Below are 20,250 nucleotides of genomic sequence, written 5' to 3'. Positions count from 1 at the left end.
GCAGATGTCGAAGCATCTAATTGGTTTCATATAACATTTTGAGAATGGATTTCTAGTTGTCAAAAAAGATTAGTAGAAAACTAGAAAGGTAATGAAATGGAGAGGGTAAAACATGCGTTACTTAAACTATATCGATGGCCAATGGCAGGAGCCAAGTTCAGATTCGTATAATAAAAACCTCAGTTCCCACAATGGAGAAGTAATAGATGAGTTTCCAGCAAGTACAGTAGAAGACGTACAAAAAGCCATTGCCGCTGCAAAGGAAGCTTTCCCTGCTTGGAAAAAGTTATCTTATCAGAAGCGGGCATTCTATTTACAAAAAGCAGCAGAAGTTTTAAAAGAGAAGGCTGAGGAAGTAGGCCGGGATTTGACATTAGAAGAAGGAAAAACATTAGCGGAAGGGATCGGAGAAACACGGCGTGCCATTAGTATTCTAGAATATTTCGCAGGGGAAGCGATGCAGCCAGTCGGCAGTGTAATTCCTTCTGTCAATGAGGAGACCATGGTATATACTAAACGAATTCCGTTAGGCCCAGTCGGCTTAATTACCTCTTGGAATTTTCCTATTGCTATTCCGGTATGGAAGATGGCACCTGCCTTAATTTATGGGAATACCGTTGTTATCAAGCCCGCGGATTTAACACCTAAGTCGGTTTATCATATAATGAATGCCTTTCATGAGGCTGGGATTCCGCCCGGAGTCGTCAATTGTGTATTTGGCCCTGGTTCTGTCATCGGGGCCGAGCTTGTAGAAAACTCTGATATTAAAGCCATCTCGTTTACCGGCTCCAATCAAGTAGGCAGAATGATTCAAGAACAAGCAATCTCCAGAGGCAAAAAAGTACAGTTGGAGATGGGTGGAAAAAACCCTTTAGTGGTATTGGCAGATGCAGATATTAACAGGGCGGTAGAACTTGCTGTAAAAGGTGCATTTATGTCAACTGGGCAAAAATGCACAGCTACCAGTCGTGTAATAGTGGAAGAAGGGATCTATGAGGAGTTTCTTACTCGATTGGTCGAGCGGACTCAATCACTCAAGATAGGAAACCCCTTAGAGGAAGATACTTTTATGGGGCCATGTGTCTCCGAATCACAGCGTGAAAAGGTGTTGGCTATGATAGAGGAAGGAAAAAAGGAAGCGACGCTTATTTACGGAGGAGGAATACCGGCAGATCCAGGGCTTCAGGAAGGGTTTTATGTTCAACCGACCATATTTGAGCTTTCGTCTCAGGAAGCGCGGATCGCCCGAGAAGAAATTTTCGGTCCTGTAATTGCTCTGCTAAAAGCGAAGAATTATCAAGAAGCTCTTCAGCTGGCGAATGATACGGAATTTGGGCTAAGTGCATCGATTTGTACAAATAATCTTAGCCTCGCCCAGCAATTTATCGATCAGATAGAGGCGGGCATGGTACATGTAAATTCAGAAACATCGGGGGCCGAGCCACAAGTGTCGTTTGGCGGTGTGAAGAATTCCAGTGATGGACCGCGTGAGCAAGGAAAAACGGCCATTGAGTTTTACACACAGGTGAAGGTGATTTACCTAGATCAGCATTAATCGGTTAGGTTTCTATACTAAGAACTATGAAACTAGGATATTTTCAAAAAAGGTAAATCAATAAGTACCAATCATATTGGTGTCTGGCTGATATTACATTGATTTTGGGCACTCAAAATGCTAATTGAACAGACTTAAAGATTATATAAAATACTTACTTAAAAAATAGGAGGAAACAAAATGTTAAAGTTAGACTTAAATCAATTTACTGAGAAATTTACACTGCCGGATCAAGCAGTAGATGTGAATGAAATTCCGTGGGTACCAACCTTTGAGGGGTCTGATGCAGTATTTTTTAAACCGGTTCGGTTTGACTTAAACACTGGGAACTGGGTCCATATCTCCAAATTCAAGGCAAACAAAGGAAATACACGTCATCGTCATACAGGTGGTCCAGTTTTTGCATACACCGTTCAAGGCAGATGGAGATACCTGGAGAGAGATTGGGTTGCTAAAGCGGGAACAGTTGTATTCGAGCCGCCGGGGGATATTCATACACTTGTTGTTGATGGTGAAGAGGATATGATTACAATGTTTAGTCTGAGTGGAGTGCTTCAATATTTTGATGAGCATGGCAATGTGACCTTAAATGATGATATGTTCTATCGATTGAAGAGATATCATGATTATTGCGAACAAAACAATATACCTATTAAAAATTTAATGTACTAATAAGGAGCATTTTGAATGTTTAACTTATCTGGTAAAACAGCTTTGATTATTGGAGGTACAGGTGCTTTAGGAAAAAGTATAGCGCAGGTTCTTGGCCGTAGGGGAGCGAAAGTGATTATTACCGGTATGGAAGACGAGCAAAAAGCGGCCTCTATCATTGAAGAATTCTCAGAAGAGAAGTTGGATGCAATGTATGAATACCTTGATATCTCAGTGATCGAAAATATAGAAGAAGTAGTCAATAAATATTCTGCTATCGATATATTAGTCAATTCTGCCGGAATCAATGCCCGTCACCCAATTATCGATATAAGTGAACAAGAGTGGGATAATGTAATAGATGTTAACTTAAAGGGCGTATTCTTCACTTCGAAAATAGTAGCAAAACAAATGTTAGAAAGAAAAAGTGGAAAGATTATTAACTTGGCTTCATTAAGCAGTCATATAGGATTGCCAAACATGGGACCGTATTGTGCATCTAAGGGTGGTATTAATCAATTAACTAAAGCGATGGCTATAGAATGGGCTCCATATATTCAAGTGAATGCCATCGCTCCGGGGTATTTCCATACAGAGTTGACAGCTCCTTTATTCCAAAATAAAGAATGGACTGACAGGATTCTTTCAAGAATACCAACGGGAAGAACAGGAAAACCTGAAGATTTAAATGGAGTGGCTGTTTTGCTTGCTTCTTCTGCTTCTGACTACATTACAGGACAGACTATATATGTGGATGGCGGTTGGACTGCATCATAAACCAAAGCTCTATTAAAGAACTAGATTGATTGTTATCATTTTTGACTAAAGCGTGCGAAATGGCCATTTCGCACGCTTTAACATAGTCTAAATCAAAAAAGGAAGTGATATCATGAAAGCTGTCGTGAAATCAAGTTTACCGCAAAAAATAAAGTTGCAAGAAAGAGGCAGGCCTGTTTTACATGCCGGTGAAATACTTGTTGAGGTTGCTTATTGCGGAGTTTGTGGAAGTGATCTTCATGCTTTTAGTCATTCTAGGGGGTACGAGTTTGTAAAAGTAAATACTACTCTCGGTCATGAAATTTCCGGTAAAGTTATAGAAGTGTTTGATGAAGAGAACAGACACTTGATTAATAAAAATGTGATAATTGAGTCTATGCACTATTGCAATGAATGTGAAAACTGTGAACGGGGAAAATATTCTATATGCTTTAACAATCAAGTCATTGGTCTTCATTTTGACGGTGGTATGACTCAGTTTGTGAAAACGAATGTCAATTTTATTAAAGAAATCGATCGTGAGTTACCGATAGATATCGCAGCACTTATAGAGCCTATGTCAATCGCGGTTCATGCTGTTAAAAAAGTTACAAATATAGATGCTGAAGATAATATTCTAGTACAAGGTCCTGGTATTATAGGATTCTTTGTTGGTTTAATATGTGCTCATAAAAAAGCAAATGTCGTTCTTTCAGGATTAGAAAAGGATTATGAATATAGGCTATCAAAAGCTAGTAACTTTGGTATGACTGCTCTAATCGCTGATAAGCAAAGATTGGAAGTTCCTGTAGATTACATATTTGAGTGTTCCGGGTCACCTGTAGCTCTAAAAACAAGTTTTAACCACTTAAAGAAAGGAGGAAAAACTGTTGTAGTAGCTCTTTATGAGCAAGAAACTATGTTGTTTTTAACGGACTTGGTTCGCAATGAATGGCCTTTAATAACAAGTTATGGGTGTGATCCTGTAGATTATGATGATGCTAGTAAACTATTAATTGAATATAAAGATCAATTAAGGGACATTATTTCATTTTTTCCTTTAGTGGAAGCGGAACGGGCGTTTGAAGACAGTGTAAATCAAAAAATTTTAAAAGCTGTACTATATAATTAGGGAATTGGTTAAAAGTAGGATGACCATTTGTAAAAAAATTAAACCGGTGGTAAGTAATCTATCAAACTTGGACATACTAACGGGTGGTTTAACTAAAAAAAGGTTTTTCAGATTTAAAGGTAGAAAAAATCAGTCAAGAGTTAGACATAAAGCTTGTATTATTACGGAAAATCATATCGCCGGAGATCGAAGTTTAGCTGTTCAAAAACTAAAAATACACATCGCTAGCTTATATCCGAAAATATCCAATTGCAATTTGGAATGAGGCTTCATTTTGATCCAATCTTCATTATTATAATTGATAGACACTGAAACGTTTTCTTTCCCAGCATTCTCCTTTATAAATTGTACAATATATTCAGGCTTCGTCTTTTTTAAGTCCTTTTGAAACATGTATATTCCAATTCCTACCGCCAGGCCGATGCAAACGACACTCCCTAATATGATCCATAATGCAATTTTCAAGTTGTCACCTTTACTTATAGCTATCTACGATTAATAACTTGATAGGTTTCAAGGAATTTGCAGATTAGAGCGTGAATGAAATAAGACTGATAAAAAAGAGAGGGATTACAAAAAAGGTACGTCGTCCAATACTTATTTGCTATTAATTGATTTTTCAAAAAAATGATATACTTAGGGGCGAAAGTTATTCTAGTTCATGCAGAGAGGAATTATACGATGAAACTTATTTACACAGGTAAAACGAAAAACGTATTTGAACTTGAGGACGGTAATTATTTATTAAAGTTTAAAGACGATGTAACAGGTGAGAATGGTGTATTTGATCCAGGTGCTAACACGGTCGGTTTAACTTTAGAAGGAGCGGGTCGCGCTGGACTTAGTTTAACAAAGCACTTTTTTGAAGTATTGAAGGAACAAGGAATTCCTACTCATTACATAGATGCAAACATTGATGAAGCAACCATGACGGTTAGACCCGCTACTGTATTCGGTAAAGGGTTAGAAGTTATCTGTCGTTACCGTGCTGTTGGCAGCTTCTTGCGTCGTTACGGATTGTATGCGGAAGAAGGCCAAGCATTAGATGCATTCGTAGAAGTAACATTGAAAGATGATGATCGTCAAGATCCGCCAATCAGTGAGGATGCACTAGATATGCTAGGTATTTTAACAAAAGCTGAATATGCAGTGTTAAAAGATTTGACTCAGCAAATTGGTAATGTTGTCAAAGCAGAACTAGCGAAAAAAGATATTGAACTATACGATATTAAATTTGAATTTGGTCGAGTGGGCGAAGGGAAAGAAATCGTGTTAATCGATGAAATTTCAGGTGGAAATATGCGTGCGTATAAAAACGGTGAATATATCGAACCGCTTCAATTAGAAAAATTAATGTTAGAAGCGTAAGAAATGACCCTAAATCGAGGACATGATTGTTCTTGATTTAGGGTTTTTTTACTTTGAAACAGATTACTTTTTTAGAAATCATGCCAAATATAAGGAAAATCATGCGGGTTTGTTAGAGAATCGCGCCAAATACAAGAGAAATCATGCCAATTAACCTGTCATTCCTTATACCGTCTAAAATGAGCCGGATTTATGTTAGAAATAGCCGTTTTTTCGGCCGCTTAATATGTGAAAACCTTGATTTTGTAAGCGCTTTATGTTGGCATGCGACTTGCATTATATAGTAAGTGAAGTTAAAAAAGGGCGTCATTTTTAGAAAGACGCCGCTAGAAAAGGGAGGAAATGAAGCATGAGCGCAGCAAATCAAGGAAGCACGGTAAAAGTAAAGGCAGGTCAAGAGGTTAAAACAATGAAAGCGGCAGTAGTTAATGAATTTAATCAAAAGCTTGAAATTAAAAATGTCCCTGTTCCTGAATTAGAATATGGAGAAATTCTAGTGAAGATTAAAGCGTGTGGTGTATGTCATACTGACCTTCATGCGGCACATGGAGACTGGCCAGTTAAACCGAAGTTGCCACTTATTCCAGGTCATGAGGGCGTGGGTATTATTGAAAAAGTAGCAGAAGGCGTGACGTCCTTAAAAGTTGGTGATCGCGTTGGGATTCCGTGGTTGTATTCGGCATGTGGGGAATGTGAATATTGCTTAACAGGACGCGAAACGCTTTGCCCTAAACAATTGAATGCAGGCTATTCAATAGATGGAGCATATGCTGAGTACTGTAAAGCTCCAGCACAATACGTTGTGAAAATCCCAGAAGGTCTTGATTTTGCGGAGATTTCTCCAATCTTCTGCGCAGGGGTGACGACGTATAAAGCATTGAAAGTATCAGAAGCAAAGCCAGGTGATTGGGTAGCGATTTATGGGATTGGCGGACTAGGTCACGTAGCTCTTCAATATGCAAAAGCAATGGGCTTTAACGTTGTTGCAGTCGATATTCAAGATGACAAGCTGGATCTTGCGAAAGAATTAGGAGCGGATTTAACAATCAATGGCCTAAAAACAGATCCAATTGAAGATATTCAAAATAAAGTGGGCGGCGTTCAGGCAGCTATTTCTGTTGCTGTTACGAAAAAAGCGTTTGAACAAGCATATAAATCCGTGAAGCGTGGGGGAACATTGGTAGCTGTTGGCCTTCCGAATGCCGAATTGCCAATTCCAATCTTTGATACCGTGTTAAATGGAGTAACGGTGAAAGGTTCAATTGTTGGGACAAGAAAAGACCTTCAGGAAGCGATTCAATTTGCAGCAGAAGGCAAGGTACGTACAAATATTGAAACAAAACCGCTTGATAACATTAATGAAGTGTTCGAACGTTTAGATAAAGGCGAAATTAATGGCCGTGTTGTATTAACAATGGAATAGAGATTGATAGAAAAGAAGCTAGCTTAAAGGATTGCTAGCTTCTTTTCTTACGGAGCAAATATCTATGAATGATTCTTTTCATTTAAAATATACCGCAGCTTTCGCATCGAGATATGAAGTCGTTTAGCTGCTTCATTGCGGTTGCCGTATGTTTGTTGGAGAGCTTGCAGGACAATTTCCTTGCTAACAATAGATTCTAGCTTTTTTATTTCTGATAGCAGGTCAGTGAGATCCATTTCCTTTTTTTGCTGAAAGTCTTCAACAAGCCTTTTTCTCCATTCAGTAAGGGGATCATTTATTATCGTTTGGACAGCTTTTGTCTCTATATTTGGTTGGAGTACGTGATTGTTCGGCAGCACGATATCTTCTGCTATTATTGTCTGTTCAGAGTCAGTCAATGTGAGTGTTCTTGTTATTACATTGGACAGCTCACGGATATTGCCGGGCCAATCATAGCGTTGCAGTTTTTCAATTGCACAGTCTGAAAATGTCCTGTTAGCCTGTCCATTTCGTTCAGTTAGATGTTCAATGAGCAGCGGAATATCGGCTTTCCTGTGGCGCAGGGCTGGGATATCGAGCTTCACGACGTTCAGACGATAGTATAAATCTTCGCGAAATTTTCCTTTCATCACTGCCTGCTGCAAATTTTCATTAGAGGCAGCCACTAATCGGGCGTTAGTGTGTAGTATTTGACTGCTGCCAACACGCATAAATTCTCTAGTTTCTAGTACTCTAAGCAGCTTTACTTGAATAGCTGGGCTCGCATCGGCAATTTCATCGAGAAAAAGCGTCCCATTTCCGGCAATTTCAAAGAACCCTTTTCTTTGCTGAGTTGCTCCAGTAAATGCCCCTTTTTCATGTCCAAATAATTCACTTTCTAAGAGAGATTCAGAAATGGCCCCGCAATTAAGGGCAATAAAGGGCTCATGGCTTCGTGGGCTAGCTAGATGAATGAATCGGGAGAGGACCTCTTTACCAGTACCTGTTTCTCCTTCAATCAATACGTTTACAGATTTTTGAGCCACTTTGTATGCTGTTTCAAGAAGTGCTGACATGGAGGTGCGTTCTCCCATAATGAGTCCTGAATCATGAGCGAGTTTATGTACGACTTGCTGATGTTGAGCAGTACAATGGTTTAATAGATTTTCCACTTGTGCTTCGAGGACAGAGATATCATCAAAAGGCTTTTCCATATAGTCACTTGCACCAAGCTTCATCGCTTCTACAGCGGTTTTGATTGTACTATAGCCAGTCATAATGAGTGCCTTGCAGCGAGGTTGCAGCGTTTTTAAGTGCCGCAAAAGGGAAAGTCCGTCACAGTCTGGCAGCTTTAAATCAATCATGGCCACATGGAAATGATGATTATGGAAGTCGAGTTCATAAAATTGTTGACCGCTGTTAACAACCTGAACATGATAGCCTTTTAAAGTAAACAGACGGGATAAGAAAGTGCCAACTTCCTTTTCATCATCCGCAATAAGCAGATTAATCATGTAATCACCTCATTTAGTAAAGGGAGTTTTAAGCGAAATGTGCTTCCGTGACCGTCTACACTTTCAACTTCAATCGTGCCGCCGTGATCATTGGCGATTCCAAGACTGACTGATAACCCAAGTCCGGTGCCTTTATCGCGTTCCTTTGTTGTATGAAAAGGGTGAAAAATAAGTGGTAAACGCTCTGCCTCAATCCCAATTCCGTTATCTGTAACGGCGATAATAATAGAGTTGGAATCAAGATAGGATTGAATATCGAGCTGTTTTTCTGTTGATGTAGAAACATCTAAGGCATATTTAGCATTTAACAGTAAATTGATAATAATTTGTTCAATATGCGGCTGACTACCAACTATAGGCGGTAGATCTTTTTGTAAAGAAAGACGAATCGAAATCGCATTTTTTTCAAGCTGAAACTTTAATAGATTAAGAACTTGATGAATAGCTTCGTTCACTGAGTAATGCTGAAATTTGTATTCATCCTGTCTTGAAAAGGTAAGAAGGCTTTTCACAATTTGTTTGCAGCGGTCCCCGCAGTTTTTAATATCCGTTAGTAAAGGGTAATCCTGATGTTCAGGAGGGGTATTTCTTAGCAAAAGTTGTGAGTTTCCAAGAATGGCTGTTAACGGGCTGTTTAATTCGTGAGCGACACCAGCAGCCATTTCACCAATGGCGCCGAGCTTGCCGGCATGAAGCAGTTGGGCTTGAATCTGCCGTTTTACGGTTACATTTTTAAAGTAGGCAATGACACCGTATACTTGTTGTTCCTTATTTTGAATAGGGTACGTATTCATTTCCAAAATGATGTCGTTTGGAAGCAGAATTTCTTGAAATTTTGGCTTTTGGGAAGAGAATGTATCTTGGATGAGTGGTTTTGCCTGATCTATGACAGCTTCAAGAGCGGAAAAGCTTTTCGCCGAATCATTGCACTTGTATAGGGCAATTTGACGGTCGAATACAACAATCATGTCTTCCACTGCCTTAAAGGTGTCTTCCCATTCTTGTTTTGCGCGAAGCACTTCTTTATAAAGAGCTGCATTTTCAAGCGTCATGGCTAATTGATTAGAAAGCTGCTCAAGAAAGTCTAATTCTTCAGGTTTCCATTCCTTCTGGTTTTTCCTGCCGAATGTTAAAACACCAATCCCTTCATTTTTGCTGTATAAAGGGACTAATAAAAGGGTTTCAATGCTTAAAGCAAGCAGCCGTTTTTTCTCAGAATAGAGAGCAGGTAAGTGATCGACTTGAAGATGAATTAATTGTTTGCCATGAAGGGCAGACGTATAAAGAGAAAGCTGCTGCATATGGGTATTAAACTCCGATTCGAGATCACAATGTTCCTCGGGATGAATGTGGAGCAAAGAAGGCTCTTCCTCATGCAAGATAAATAAATGACAATCATCAAAAGTGATAAGCTGCTTTAGCTTACTCATCACATTGCGTAAGATTTCCTCAATGCTCATATCAATGTGAATATTTTTAGTTAAATCATTCAGGATTTCAAGCTGCATATTTTTCTGTTTTAATTGATCAATTGTTTTCTTTAGTTCCGTATAGTACGTTTTTTTTGAAGATTTTACACCGGTGAGTAAATCGATTAATTGGTCTTTATTCATATTCTTCACCTCATGATTATAAGGCTTTGACGAGTAAACTTTTTATTTGATCAAGGGACATATCACGCGGATTCGTAATCATACAGGGATCCTCTAGAGCTGATATGCCAATTGTTCCAATCATTTCTTCCGTAATCCCGACATCACCTAAACATGTTGGGGTTCCAATATCATTGGATAAGTCTCTGACGAATTGAATCGCAGCATTACCTGCTTGCTGTTCTGTTAGCGTGCGTGTGTCAATGCCCATTATTTCTGCTAATTCACTAAAGCGTTGTGGGGAAGCAATTCGATTGAACTCCATCACATGAGGAAGCAGAATTGTGTTAATTTCTCCATGAGGTAATAAATATTTCCCGCCAATGGCATGGGAGATGGCATGGGTTGCTCCTAAAATTGCATTAGAAAAGGCCAGTCCAGCCTGTAGGCTTGCCATAGCCATTGCCTCTTTTGCTTCTTTATTATTTTTGGAAGCAACAGATGGTCGTAAATAGCGTGAAACAAGTGATAAAGCATTTTTGGCCTGAACATCAGTAAGCGGTGTAGCGGCAATTGACACATAAGATTCAATCGCATGTGTTAACACATCCATGCCCGTTGCTGCGGTTAGTTCAGCATCTTTCGTTGTTAATGTGTTTGGATCAACAATGGCGATATCAGGGACAAGCGATTTCGAAATAATGGTCATTTTCTTTTGATGAAAAGAGTCCACGATAACGGAAAATTGTGATACCTCTGAGCCAGACCCTGCAGTTGTCATTACCATTACCATAGGAGGCAGGGGAGAGTGGATTTTATCGATCCCTTCATAGTCACAAATGTCTCCTCCATTAGTCGCTAAGATGGCGATGGCTTTGGCTGCATCGAGCGCACTGCCTCCGCCGACACCGATAATAGCGTCGCACTCATTTTGAAGAAAAGAGCGGCAGCCAGCTGTGATTTCTCGGTCTTTCGGATTTGTTGTCGAATCAATATAGATGGAGAAAGCGAGCCCTGCACGTTTGCATGATTGCATGACAATATTAAGCCATCCTGCCGTAGCTACTCCAGCATCACTGACAATAAAGACGTTTTTAGCACCTAAGCGGGAGCAGGCATCTCCAACCTGCTCAATGGAGCCCTTTCCGAAAATAATTTCTGGAATCACAAATGTATTAAGAGACATTGTCAACATCCTCTCCTAAGGTAATGGGCTTTCTATCTCTTATTATTTTACATTATAAGGGAAAAGTCTCGTTTGTTCGACGAAATTTTTTTATATATCACATGTATTATAAATTGGCATTCTTACTTAATTCTGAAGCGGTATGTACAATATGGTCAAATGATTGATGAAACTCTTCGACGATGACCGACTGTTCTTCTGAGTGTGCAGAGATCTGCTGAATGGTTTTGATGGCTTTTTCTATGTTTTTCACCATTTCTTTTAACTGTGGTTCAAAACCTTCAACTGCCTCTTTGCTGCTATCTGCCATTTTTTTAATTTCATTCGCTACGACCATAAAGCCTCGTCCGTGTTCACCAGATCGAGCTGCTTCAATCGAGGCATTTAACCCTAAAATCCGAGATCTAATAGCTGTGTCTTTAATTTTTGATAAAACATGTTCAATCGTTCGAATTTCATTTTTTAAAAGGGTAGATTCATCTGCCAGTTCTTGCAAATCTTTTGCAATGATGTTAGAAACAGATGCCATATGCTCGGTTGTTGCTGCCATCTCTTGGCTAATAGCTGTAAGTTCTTCGGCTTCAGATCGCAACATATCGATTCTTCTGTTAGAAACGACGGAAGAGAGAACGCCGATTACTTTCCCGTTTTCTTTAATAGGAGAAGCAGTTGAAATATAGGGAACTCCAAACCTGTGAGAGTCTTTTTCCTCTTGCTCAAATCGACCAGACTGAAGTGCTTGTAGTGTCACGGTTCCTTGCAGAGTACTGATAGGTGCTCCTACTTGAATTTTTAAATCGATGCTTGTTCCTGGTAAGTAAGATAATACTTTTTCTGTATCAATTAAAACAAGACAAGCATCTTCTGGATAGGAGGCTTGAATAATCTCTGCATTATCTAATAATTGTTGTAGTTTCGTTTCCAACCTTCATACACACTCCTTATTTTGTTCCGGTATATATACTTTCGATAATATATTGAACTATTATTCTTCCATTATATGTTCATTATGACATAGGCGAATAGGATAATCACGCTTATTTGGAAGAGGGGCGGGAGTGTTTCGGGTGTTTTTTCTTATTATATGACTTGTATTCTAGTAATCAAATGCAGTCTAATCTTAATTCAGCATAGTAGGTTCCTTTAGTTCACACTTTTTTCCTTCCTTGGCCAAATAAAATAGCTGCAACAAATAATAAAGTCAATAGCTAATCCCAGAATAATGACAATCCAAAATGCAATTTCGCAGCCAACAATGATCCACCCCATAAAGTTCAAAGCAATCCTCCTTGAGTGATAATATATTTTGTGTGAATTTTACCATTATATTGGTTTATCGACCACTGAAGTAGGGGAAGGGCAAAAAGAAAACGAGGCGTGATCAGCACGCCTCGTTTTCTTTTAACCTTGTTTTAATTCTAATCGTCGAGCGAGGATAGACAGTGTGTAGTTCACAACAAAATACATAATGGCCACGAGCAGTAGAATTGGGACGAAATAGTTAATATTTTGTGCATAGATAATTTGACCGTGGTGCATGAGTTCTGGTAAGGAAATGACAACTGCCAGTGAAGTATCCTTTAATAAAGAAATAAATTGACTGACCATAGGAGGAACCATTCGACGTAAGGCTTGTGGCAAAATGACATATCGTAAAGCTTGCACATAGCTTAAGCCTGATGAACGAGCAGCCTCCATTTGTCCTTTTTCAATTGAATTCAATCCGCTCCGAATTATCTCAGAAATCATCGCCGATTCAAATACAGTTAAGGCAACAATTGCAGCAGGAACAATCTCTAGTTTGAGACCAATCTCAGGTAATGCAAAGTACGTAAAGAAAATAATCAATAGTAGAGGTAAGTTTCTTATTGTTTCTACGATAACAGCCGCTATTTGCGAAATAACAGGTATTTTTGCATAACGTAGAATACCGAAAATTCCACCGATAATGAAGCTTAAAATGATAGAGATGAACGCGACTTTAAGTGTTACCCAAAATCCTTCTAATAGGAAGGTAAGATGGTCTGGTGAGTATGCATTAATAAAATCCATAATAGTACCTCCCCTCAATTACTCTTAGCTAGGCGTTTTTCTAGATACCCGACGCCAAGACTTAGAGGAATGGTAAGTAGTAAGTAAAAGATTGCTACGAATATGTATACATCAAATACAACAAATGTTCTGGAAGAAATTAAGTCCCCTTGGTACATCAGATCAAGACCCGCAACGACTGATAGAATAGAAGAGTTTTTGACAAGATTAATAAACTGGTTTCCAAGTGGAGGTATAACGATTTTGAACGCTTGAGGTAAAATAATCAAACGCATCGTTTGGACATAGCTGAGACCTGAAGATCGAGCGGCTTCCATTTGCCCCTTTGGCACGGATAAAATACCTGCTCGAATCGCCTCGGCAATGAAAGAAGACGTATAAATGGATAAGGCAATCGTACCTGCCATTAAACCATCTAAACGTAAGCCAAGAAAAAAGAAAAAGACAATGATTAGAAGTGGAATATTACGAATAAATTCGACATAAGCCGCTCCTAATGCATTTAAAGGCTTAAATGGTACAATCCGTATCACGGCTATTAAAATACCAATTACTAAACTTGCAACCAATGCAATCAAACTTGCCGTGATGGTAATTTTAAACCCTTCCAAATACATGTCTAGATGGTCTGTCAGTATGGAAAAATCAAGCACGGCTATTCACTCCTCTAATTAATCAGGATGAGCATTATGCTCATCCTGATAATCAAACCTATATTATTTTTTGATCCACTTTGCATAGATTTCGTCATATTTACCTGAATCTTTAATTGCTTTAAGTGCTTTGTTTAGCTCCTCTACAAGTGCAGTATTGCCTTTTTTAACAGCGATACCGTATGGTTCTTCTGTGAAAGTTCCACCGACTAATTCATACGATGGATCTTCGTCAGCCATACCATAAAGAATGGAATCATCTGTTGTTAAAGCATCACCTTGGCCAGCTTTTAAAGCATTAAAAGCTTCTGCATAGTTTTCGAATTCAAGAACTTTTGCATCAGGTGCTTTTTCACGAATATTAACGGCAGAAGTAGAACCTTTAACTGCGATTACTGTTTTTCCTTTTAAATCATCAATTCTTTTGATGCTGCTGCCTTTTTTAACAAGCAGGGATTGTCCTGCATCAAAATAAACATCTGTGAAATCAACTTCTTTTTTACGCTCTTCTGTAATCGTCATCGTTGCTACAATGACATCGATATCACCGTTATTTAAAAGCGGCATTCTCGTTTTGGACGTTACTTCTTTGAACTCAACTTTTGTTTCATCACCTAAGATTTCGCCAGCAAGTGCTTTAGCGATATCAATATCAAAACCTTCCACTTCGCCTGTGCTAGGGTTTTTTAATCCAAATAGGCGTGTATCATTTTTTACACCAAACACAATTTTGTCTTTTTCTTTAATTTGAGCAAGCACGTCTTTTGTTTCGTTCTCGCTTTTTTCTGTTTCTGTGGATGTCTCTTTTCCGCAACCAGCTAGTAAAATGACTGCTAGTATGGAAAGCAGCAACCCTTGTAACCATTTTTTCTTCATACCATTTCCCCCTATTTAATGATTTAAAATACGGCTAAGAAATAGGCGAGCTCTCTCTTCGCGAGGGTTTGCATAAAACTCAGCCGGTATTGCCTCTTCTAAAATGCGGCCTTCATCCATGAAGACGATGCGGTCAGCCACTTCACGAGCAAAGCCCATTTCGTGTGTGACAACGACCATTGTCATTCCTTCATGTGCAAGTGCCTTCATAACATCAAGAACCTCGCCGATCATTTCTGGATCTAAGGCTGAGGTTGGTTCATCAAATAGCATAATTTCTGGATTCATAGCTAATCCTCTCGCGATGGCTACTCGTTGTTGTTGACCACCGGAAAGTTGAGAGGGATAGGAGTTCGCTTTGTTGGCAATTCCTACTTTTTCTAAATATTTTTGAGCGATTTTTTTAGCTTCGGCTTCTGATTGGCCAAGGACTTTCATTGGAGCAAGCATGATATTTTGAAGTACGGTTTTATGAGGGTATAAATGAAAGTGTTGAAAGACCATCCCAATATTTCGGCGTAGTTTATTAATATCTGTTTTTTTATCTCCTACAGATATACCGTTAACGGTCAATGATCCATCTGAAATCGTTTCTAAGCGATTGATACATCGAAGCATCGTGCTTTTCCCCGATCCAGAGGGGCCAATGACGACGACTACCTCACCTTTGTTAATGGTGAGATTAATATCTTTTAAAACATGAAAGTCACCATAAAACTTATTGACTTCATCAAAAACAATCATATGTATCCATCCTCTCTTGACCTAAACAACATATATGTAATGCACGTTTTAAATCAACTATGATAGTTTCATTGAGAAAACAGTTGATTTATAACATGTAGGTCTTTTGGTTCAGGTAACTTCTAGAAGTATCCTTGTTAAATTATAACATATTAGTATAATAATTTGTAATTAAATACTTAAAAAGGATAAATATGTACATATAACCTTAAAAAGGATACTTAAGAAATGATATTGAAAATAGATTTTTTTTCTAGAAACATAATAAAGGTAGATTAATAGGTGAATTATCATGATTCGGTTAGGTGGATAAAGGTTTTATTAAGAAGTGGGGTTTTGGCTGAATGTTTATTGTAGATTCACGAAGAGTAAGACCTTTACGGATAGATGTTGTGCTTTACTTTAGCTAATTTAGCGTACACTATCATAAAAAAGTACTGTGTGTTATCGACCGCCAAGCCTTGATTCCGAATGTGATAGCTATCTAAGGTATTGAAAAATGGGTTAGCATCTTTAATGAAATAAAAAGCTTCGTACTCTTGTATCGGGCCATAATTGTTTCATCTCCTTTATAGGTAATAAATGGGTTGGGGTATTTATGATTTAAGAAAATTCCGAACTGTAATGTTCAATCTCCCTTATATCTACTGGTTAAACCATCCTTAGACATAAATAAATAACTTGGAGGAGCAGGATGCTTATAAGAGTTTGTTCCTGATAAGAGGCTGATGGGTAAGAAACTTGCCCATTTAAACCATTTATAAAAAAAGTTTGTAATAGGAATCACTTCAAAGCCAAGATGGTTGGCTCCTTTATTCAATGTAGTGATTCCGATAATTCCTTTGATTTGTTTTACTTGAGGATGCTGTTGAATAAACAAAACTAGACTTGGCAATGATTCTTTGACAGCTTGAAAAACAAATCGGCCTCTTCTTAAATCGCTTTTGATTTGTTTTAATTCTTTTAATAAAACAGCGTTGTGTAAATGGATTTTAATTAAAAAATCATTTTTGTTAATTACGGTTCCATCCGATAAAATTACACTTCTTCCTTTATAACGTGTAAGTTTGACACGTAAAACACTTTTCTCTGGAAGGTAATTCAAATGGGAAAGACGATAATAAATTGGGTCAACTAAATTCCAAATATTCAATAGATAATTTCTCATTTCTACAGAACCTTTCTTGCTTTGTTGTTTTTAGTATTCATTGTTCAGTGGATAAATATTTCGGGAATTAGAGGGATTTAAAGTTGGAAGGTTCATCTAAGAATATCTCCGTTTTCTTGTTACATAATAAAACCGTTATGTTTTTAACAATACAGAGGAGGAATATACAATGATGCAAAACCAACAAGGACAAATGCACCAAAATATGCACACAGGAGCTGTACCACAGCAAATGAATCACGGTGGTCACGAGGTATTCGATGTACATGAGGTGTTAACGGGATCACTTGGTACTCTAAGCCAATATATGATACTGCGCCAATATGTAAAAGACCAAGAATTAATGAGCATCTTGGATCGTCAATATCAATTTATTCAAGATGAGTATAATCTTCTTGTAGAATGTTTTAAAACAGGTCAAGATCCTTCTAAGCGAACAGAAAGCTATAACATGACACAGGATAATGATTTTATCTATGGCTTAACACCAACTCAACCGAAAAAGCCGATGCAGTCTGTATCAGAAATTACGGATGAATGTGTGTCTGGATTAATGCTTAGTGCTGTGAAGTCCATGGCTTCCATGAAGACGATGGCAGCTTGTGAAGTAACAAATCCAGTTGTGCGCAGAGTGATAGCTGCTACTGTTCCAAATTGTATCGAAATGGCTTATGAACTTTCGATTTATCAAAATAAACATCATTACTATCAAGTACCGCAGCTTGCACAGCAAGATATGCAGCAGCTTCTAAATGCGTTTGAAACTGCTCAAGGCATGCCGCAAATGCCTAATAATAAAATGATGCAATAACAAAATATTTTACAAGCACTAATAGCTCACACGGAAGTTATTGGAAAAGTGTAGGTAGTTTTGAATAAGCGTTGCCTTCCTCAGTTTACTCGAGGAAGGCAACGCTATTTTCTACGGGTAATAGGTGATATTTTTAATGATTTTCAATAAAAATTTTCGGAATTCTAGTCCTGTTATAGCGATTAATTATTTCTAGTACCTAAAAATAATTAAATACTACTTTGACATAGAGAAATGTAAGCGATGACATCATTTTAGAGAAAGCTGTTATACAGAAGGTGTTAAATCTAAAACTTATTCAATAGCCATCAAATCAACAGAAGATAAAAAACAATAAGTTTTCAGGAAAGCATGGTATAAAATTGAAGTCAGAATAATGAGTTAAAATATAGGAATAGGTAATGATATTGCACCTTCCTCAATTTAGTTGGTATAAATTTGCAAGGAGCGATAGCCATATTTACCGTCAATCTTAAACAATTATGATTCTAATGAAAGAAATCAAGTAAAGAGGTACATGGAGAAGGTGACTTTTCATTCAACGCTGAGTGAAAAGTCATCTTCTCGTTTTAAGAAATTAAAAGCGTTAGTTTTTCAGTAGCCTTTTTCGGGCATGTAGGGGCATTGAAGTGAGTGCTTATTTTTTATTGTGATGGTAATTTTGGCAGGGCGAATGTAGAGAAAATAGCGAATACTAATAATGTGTAATTTATTAACAATTAAACTCCATAGTAGGGGCCGAATCTAGTATTTTTTCTTTGTCTCATTCTCTTTGGTTGCCCTAAATTGTTCGGGTCTCTCTTCTCGAAGGTTAAAGTAGTATAGAATGGCCTCAGCTATTCGGCGCGAAGCCTCTCCATCCCCAAAAGGGTTTTTTGCATTAGACATCTTAGAATAGGCAGCATCATCCGTTAGTAATTCGTCAGCTAATTGATAGATGGTCTGTTCGTTAGTTCCCGCTAATTTCAAAGTACCGGCGCTAAGCCCTTCTGGACGCTCTGTTGTGTCACGTAGCACTAAAACAGGGATGCCTAGTGAAGGGGCTTCTTCCTGAATCCCGCCTGAATCTGTCAGGATTAAATAAGAACGAGCCATAAAATTATGGAAATCAACGGCATTTAAAGGTTCAATTAATCGAATTTGGGGGTGGTTTCCTAGAATGTCTTGGGCCGCTTTTCTAACTGAAGGGTTTAAATGAACTGGGTACACAACAGCAATATCTTTATGTTTTTCTACCAACTTACGAATTGCTTTAAACATGCTGTGCATCGTATCTCCTAGATTTTCACGTCGATGAGCAGTAAGTAAAACAAGACGGGATCCTGCTAATTCATCGAGGAGTGGATGGTGATAATCCTTAAAAATGGTTGTCTTTTGAGCATCGATTACTGTATTACCAGTGATAAAGATTGTCTCCGCTATTTTATTTTCTTTTCGAAGATTGTTAGCAGCAACTTCGGTTGGGGCGAAATGAAGCTCAGCCATTATACCGGTAAGTTGTCGGTTCATTTCCTCAGGGTAGGGGGAGTATTTATTATTTGTTCTAAGACCAGCTTCAACGTGACCAATTGCTACTTGATTATATAGAGCAGCTAAACTTGCTGCAAAAGTTGTAGTTGTATCTCCATGAACTAGGATCATATCTGGTTTAACCTTTTTTATCACTTTATCTAAACCATTAAGTGAAAGTGTCGTCACATCCATTAAACTTTGACAATCTTTCATGATATTAAGATCAAAATCTGGTTGGATTTTAAAGACATCTAATACTTGATCAAGCATTTGGCGATGTTGAGCTGTAACACACACAAATGATTCAATCTCCTCGTATTTTTTTAACTCATTAATTAATGGAGCCATTTTAATAGCTTCTGGCCTTGTTCCAAAAATAGTTAATATTTTTTTCTTTTGAAATTGATTACACATAATTTCCTCCATCTTATTTACATTATTTTGGATTAATAAAAATATCGTTAGTTTTTTGGCTCAACACCAAAGTCTGTTCTTGACATAAAAAACAACTTAGCACATGTAGTCCAATTTGTTATAGACAAAGGAATTTTCTAAGAATAATACATATGTTAATTTCATCAAGTACATGTTTTGGTAAAGACCCTATTTTTTATAAATATTTATCGTAGAACTACGGTAAAAGATATCTGTTGACGAACAGTTTTCACGTACATGTTATATTGTTCACTAATTACTATCATTCTATGTTAGTAATCTAGAGTTGTCTGGATGTGTATCTTTGATTGAAACTAGATTAACTGGATAAATAGTCCGTACCATATTTCAAAAGATGATTCATTTTCAAATCTAATTATACTTCACGAATCAGTACACAGGCTGGTACACATGAAAGACAATGACAAGATAAAGTCACTATTAAAAGTTCTAAATTTATCTGAGAAGAAAATGGTAAAACTTAATGAATTTTGAACACAATGTCATAATCAAGCAATTTGATTTAGGGGGAAAGCAATCCATCTAGAATATACATAGAATTGAACGAATTGGGTTAGTTGGAACGCTGCATGATTCGAAAGTTTTATGTATGGTGTAAAAAGGAGTGATAACTTCAAACCCTTACCTATCTGTATCAAGAAGGAAAACAAAAGAATCCTCATTACGGATGAGTAGGGACATAGAAACAGTAAAATAAATGGTAGTTAAAATATTAACATATACATTTCCTAATTTTTAATGAGTGGTTGAAGAGTTGCTCGTTTGACAGCTTGTACCAAAAAAGACCGCCTCTCAAAAATAAGAAACGGTCTCCTAAAACTT

19 protein-coding genes and 1 pseudogene are annotated in these 20,250 nt (G+C 37.8%); 8 read left to right on the top strand and 12 right to left on the bottom strand.

Translation table 11 applies throughout. From position 1 onward, the window contains the following. Nucleotides 1–112 precede the first annotated feature (112 nt). The 4 genes from D1953_RS12595 to D1953_RS12580 all read left to right on the top strand — a co-directional run bounded on the left by D1953_RS12595 (nt 113) and on the right by D1953_RS12580 (nt 4,094). The gene (locus D1953_RS12595) at nt 113–1,555 is read left to right on the top strand and encodes an aldehyde dehydrogenase family protein (protein ID WP_119117546.1); all 1,443 of its coding nucleotides are present in this window, start codon (nt 113–115) and stop codon (nt 1,553–1,555) included. Nucleotides 1,556–1,735: 180 nt separating this feature from the next. Continuing rightward, nucleotides 1,736–2,227, top strand: coding sequence for a 2,4'-dihydroxyacetophenone dioxygenase family protein (locus D1953_RS12590; protein WP_119117545.1), 492 nt, complete (start codon nt 1,736–1,738; stop codon nt 2,225–2,227). A gap of 15 nt (nt 2,228–2,242) precedes the next feature. Next, the gene (locus D1953_RS12585; protein ID WP_119117544.1) at nt 2,243–2,983 is read left to right on the top strand and encodes an SDR family NAD(P)-dependent oxidoreductase; all 741 of its coding nucleotides are present in this window, start codon (nt 2,243–2,245) and stop codon (nt 2,981–2,983) included. A gap of 112 nt (nt 2,984–3,095) precedes the next feature. Continuing rightward, the gene (locus tag D1953_RS12580; RefSeq protein WP_119117543.1) at nt 3,096–4,094 is read left to right on the top strand and encodes a zinc-dependent alcohol dehydrogenase; all 999 of its coding nucleotides are present in this window, start codon (nt 3,096–3,098) and stop codon (nt 4,092–4,094) included. A gap of 201 nt (nt 4,095–4,295) precedes the next feature. Here the strand turns inward: D1953_RS12580 and D1953_RS12575 are convergent, their stop codons facing one another. Next, a complete protein-coding gene (locus tag D1953_RS12575) occupies nt 4,296–4,559 on the bottom strand; it encodes a hypothetical protein (protein ID WP_119117542.1) in 264 nt (87 codons plus the stop codon). A gap of 216 nt (nt 4,560–4,775) precedes the next feature. Between D1953_RS12575 and D1953_RS12570 the strand changes: the two genes are divergently transcribed. Continuing rightward, a complete protein-coding gene (locus tag D1953_RS12570) occupies nt 4,776–5,462 on the top strand; it encodes a phosphoribosylaminoimidazolesuccinocarboxamide synthase (RefSeq protein ID WP_119117541.1) in 687 nt (228 codons plus the stop codon). Nucleotides 5,463–5,871: 409 nt separating this feature from the next. Next, entirely contained in the window at nt 5,872–6,885 is a 1,014-nt protein-coding gene (gene adhP / locus D1953_RS12565; protein ID WP_119117560.1) for an alcohol dehydrogenase AdhP, read from the top strand. A 62-nt stretch (nt 6,886–6,947) separates the two neighbouring features. Here adhP and D1953_RS12560 read toward each other — a convergent pair whose 3' ends face one another. The 10 genes from D1953_RS12560 to D1953_RS12520 form a co-directional block, all read right to left on the bottom strand. After that, nucleotides 6,948–8,378 (bottom strand): sigma-54-dependent transcriptional regulator, encoded by a 1,431-nt coding sequence (locus tag D1953_RS12560; protein ID WP_119117540.1) that lies wholly within the window; start codon nt 8,376–8,378, stop codon nt 6,948–6,950. Next, on the bottom strand, nt 8,375–9,991 hold the full coding sequence (locus tag D1953_RS12555; protein ID WP_119117539.1) for a GAF domain-containing sensor histidine kinase: 1,617 nt from the start codon (nt 9,989–9,991) through the stop codon (nt 8,375–8,377). The genes D1953_RS12560 and D1953_RS12555 overlap by 4 nt, the downstream gene beginning before the upstream one ends. A 16-nt stretch (nt 9,992–10,007) precedes the next feature. After that, nucleotides 10,008–11,156 (bottom strand): iron-containing alcohol dehydrogenase, encoded by a 1,149-nt coding sequence (locus D1953_RS12550; protein ID WP_119117538.1) that lies wholly within the window; start codon nt 11,154–11,156, stop codon nt 10,008–10,010. Nucleotides 11,157–11,262: 106 nt separating this feature from the next. Continuing rightward, nucleotides 11,263–12,081, bottom strand: coding sequence for a methyl-accepting chemotaxis protein (locus D1953_RS12545; protein ID WP_119117537.1), 819 nt, complete (start codon nt 12,079–12,081; stop codon nt 11,263–11,265). Between the two features lie 218 nt (nt 12,082–12,299). Next, nucleotides 12,300–12,434 carry a hypothetical protein gene (locus D1953_RS21965; RefSeq protein WP_281271544.1) on the bottom strand — a complete coding sequence of 45 codons (135 nt, stop codon included), beginning with the start codon at nt 12,432–12,434 and terminating at the stop codon, nt 12,300–12,302. Nucleotides 12,435–12,557: 123 nt separating this feature from the next. Further along, nucleotides 12,558–13,208, bottom strand: a complete 651-nt coding sequence (locus tag D1953_RS12540) for an amino acid ABC transporter permease (protein ID WP_119117536.1) — start codon at nt 13,206–13,208, stop codon at nt 12,558–12,560. 14 nt (nt 13,209–13,222) lie between these two features. Next, nucleotides 13,223–13,861, bottom strand: a complete 639-nt coding sequence (locus tag D1953_RS12535) for an amino acid ABC transporter permease (RefSeq protein ID WP_119117535.1) — start codon at nt 13,859–13,861, stop codon at nt 13,223–13,225. A 63-nt stretch (nt 13,862–13,924) separates the two neighbouring features. Continuing rightward, complete coding sequence (locus D1953_RS12530) at nt 13,925–14,737, bottom strand: transporter substrate-binding domain-containing protein (RefSeq protein ID WP_119117534.1); 813 nt, start codon at nt 14,735–14,737, stop codon at nt 13,925–13,927. A 15-nt stretch (nt 14,738–14,752) separates the two neighbouring features. After that, nucleotides 14,753–15,481, bottom strand: coding sequence for an amino acid ABC transporter ATP-binding protein (locus D1953_RS12525; protein ID WP_119117533.1), 729 nt, complete (start codon nt 15,479–15,481; stop codon nt 14,753–14,755). Between the two features lie 628 nt (nt 15,482–16,109). Then, the gene (locus D1953_RS12520) at nt 16,110–16,634 is read right to left on the bottom strand and encodes a YkoP family protein (protein WP_342769250.1); all 525 of its coding nucleotides are present in this window, start codon (nt 16,632–16,634) and stop codon (nt 16,110–16,112) included. A gap of 187 nt (nt 16,635–16,821) precedes the next feature. On the opposite strand from D1953_RS12520, the gene D1953_RS12515 reads away from it, so the two are divergent. Both D1953_RS12515 and D1953_RS22195 read left to right on the top strand, forming a co-directional pair. Further along, complete coding sequence (locus tag D1953_RS12515; protein WP_119117559.1) at nt 16,822–17,460, top strand: spore coat protein; 639 nt, start codon at nt 16,822–16,824, stop codon at nt 17,458–17,460. 214 nt (nt 17,461–17,674) lie between these two features. Next, a pseudogene (locus D1953_RS22195) lies at nt 17,675–17,969 on the top strand (IS5/IS1182 family transposase); the annotation flags it as partial. A gap of 235 nt (nt 17,970–18,204) precedes the next feature. Here D1953_RS22195 and wecB read toward each other — a convergent pair. After that, a complete protein-coding gene (wecB, locus tag D1953_RS12510; RefSeq protein ID WP_119117531.1) occupies nt 18,205–19,386 on the bottom strand; it encodes a non-hydrolyzing UDP-N-acetylglucosamine 2-epimerase in 1,182 nt (393 codons plus the stop codon). Nucleotides 19,387–20,250 lie beyond the last annotated feature (864 nt).

Source organism: Peribacillus asahii (assembly GCF_003570725.1).
Classification (GTDB): Bacteria; Bacillota; Bacilli; order Bacillales; family DSM-1321; genus Peribacillus; species Peribacillus asahii.
Note: the sequence above shows the minus strand (reverse complement) of the source record. Positions and strands in the feature narration are given on the sequence as shown.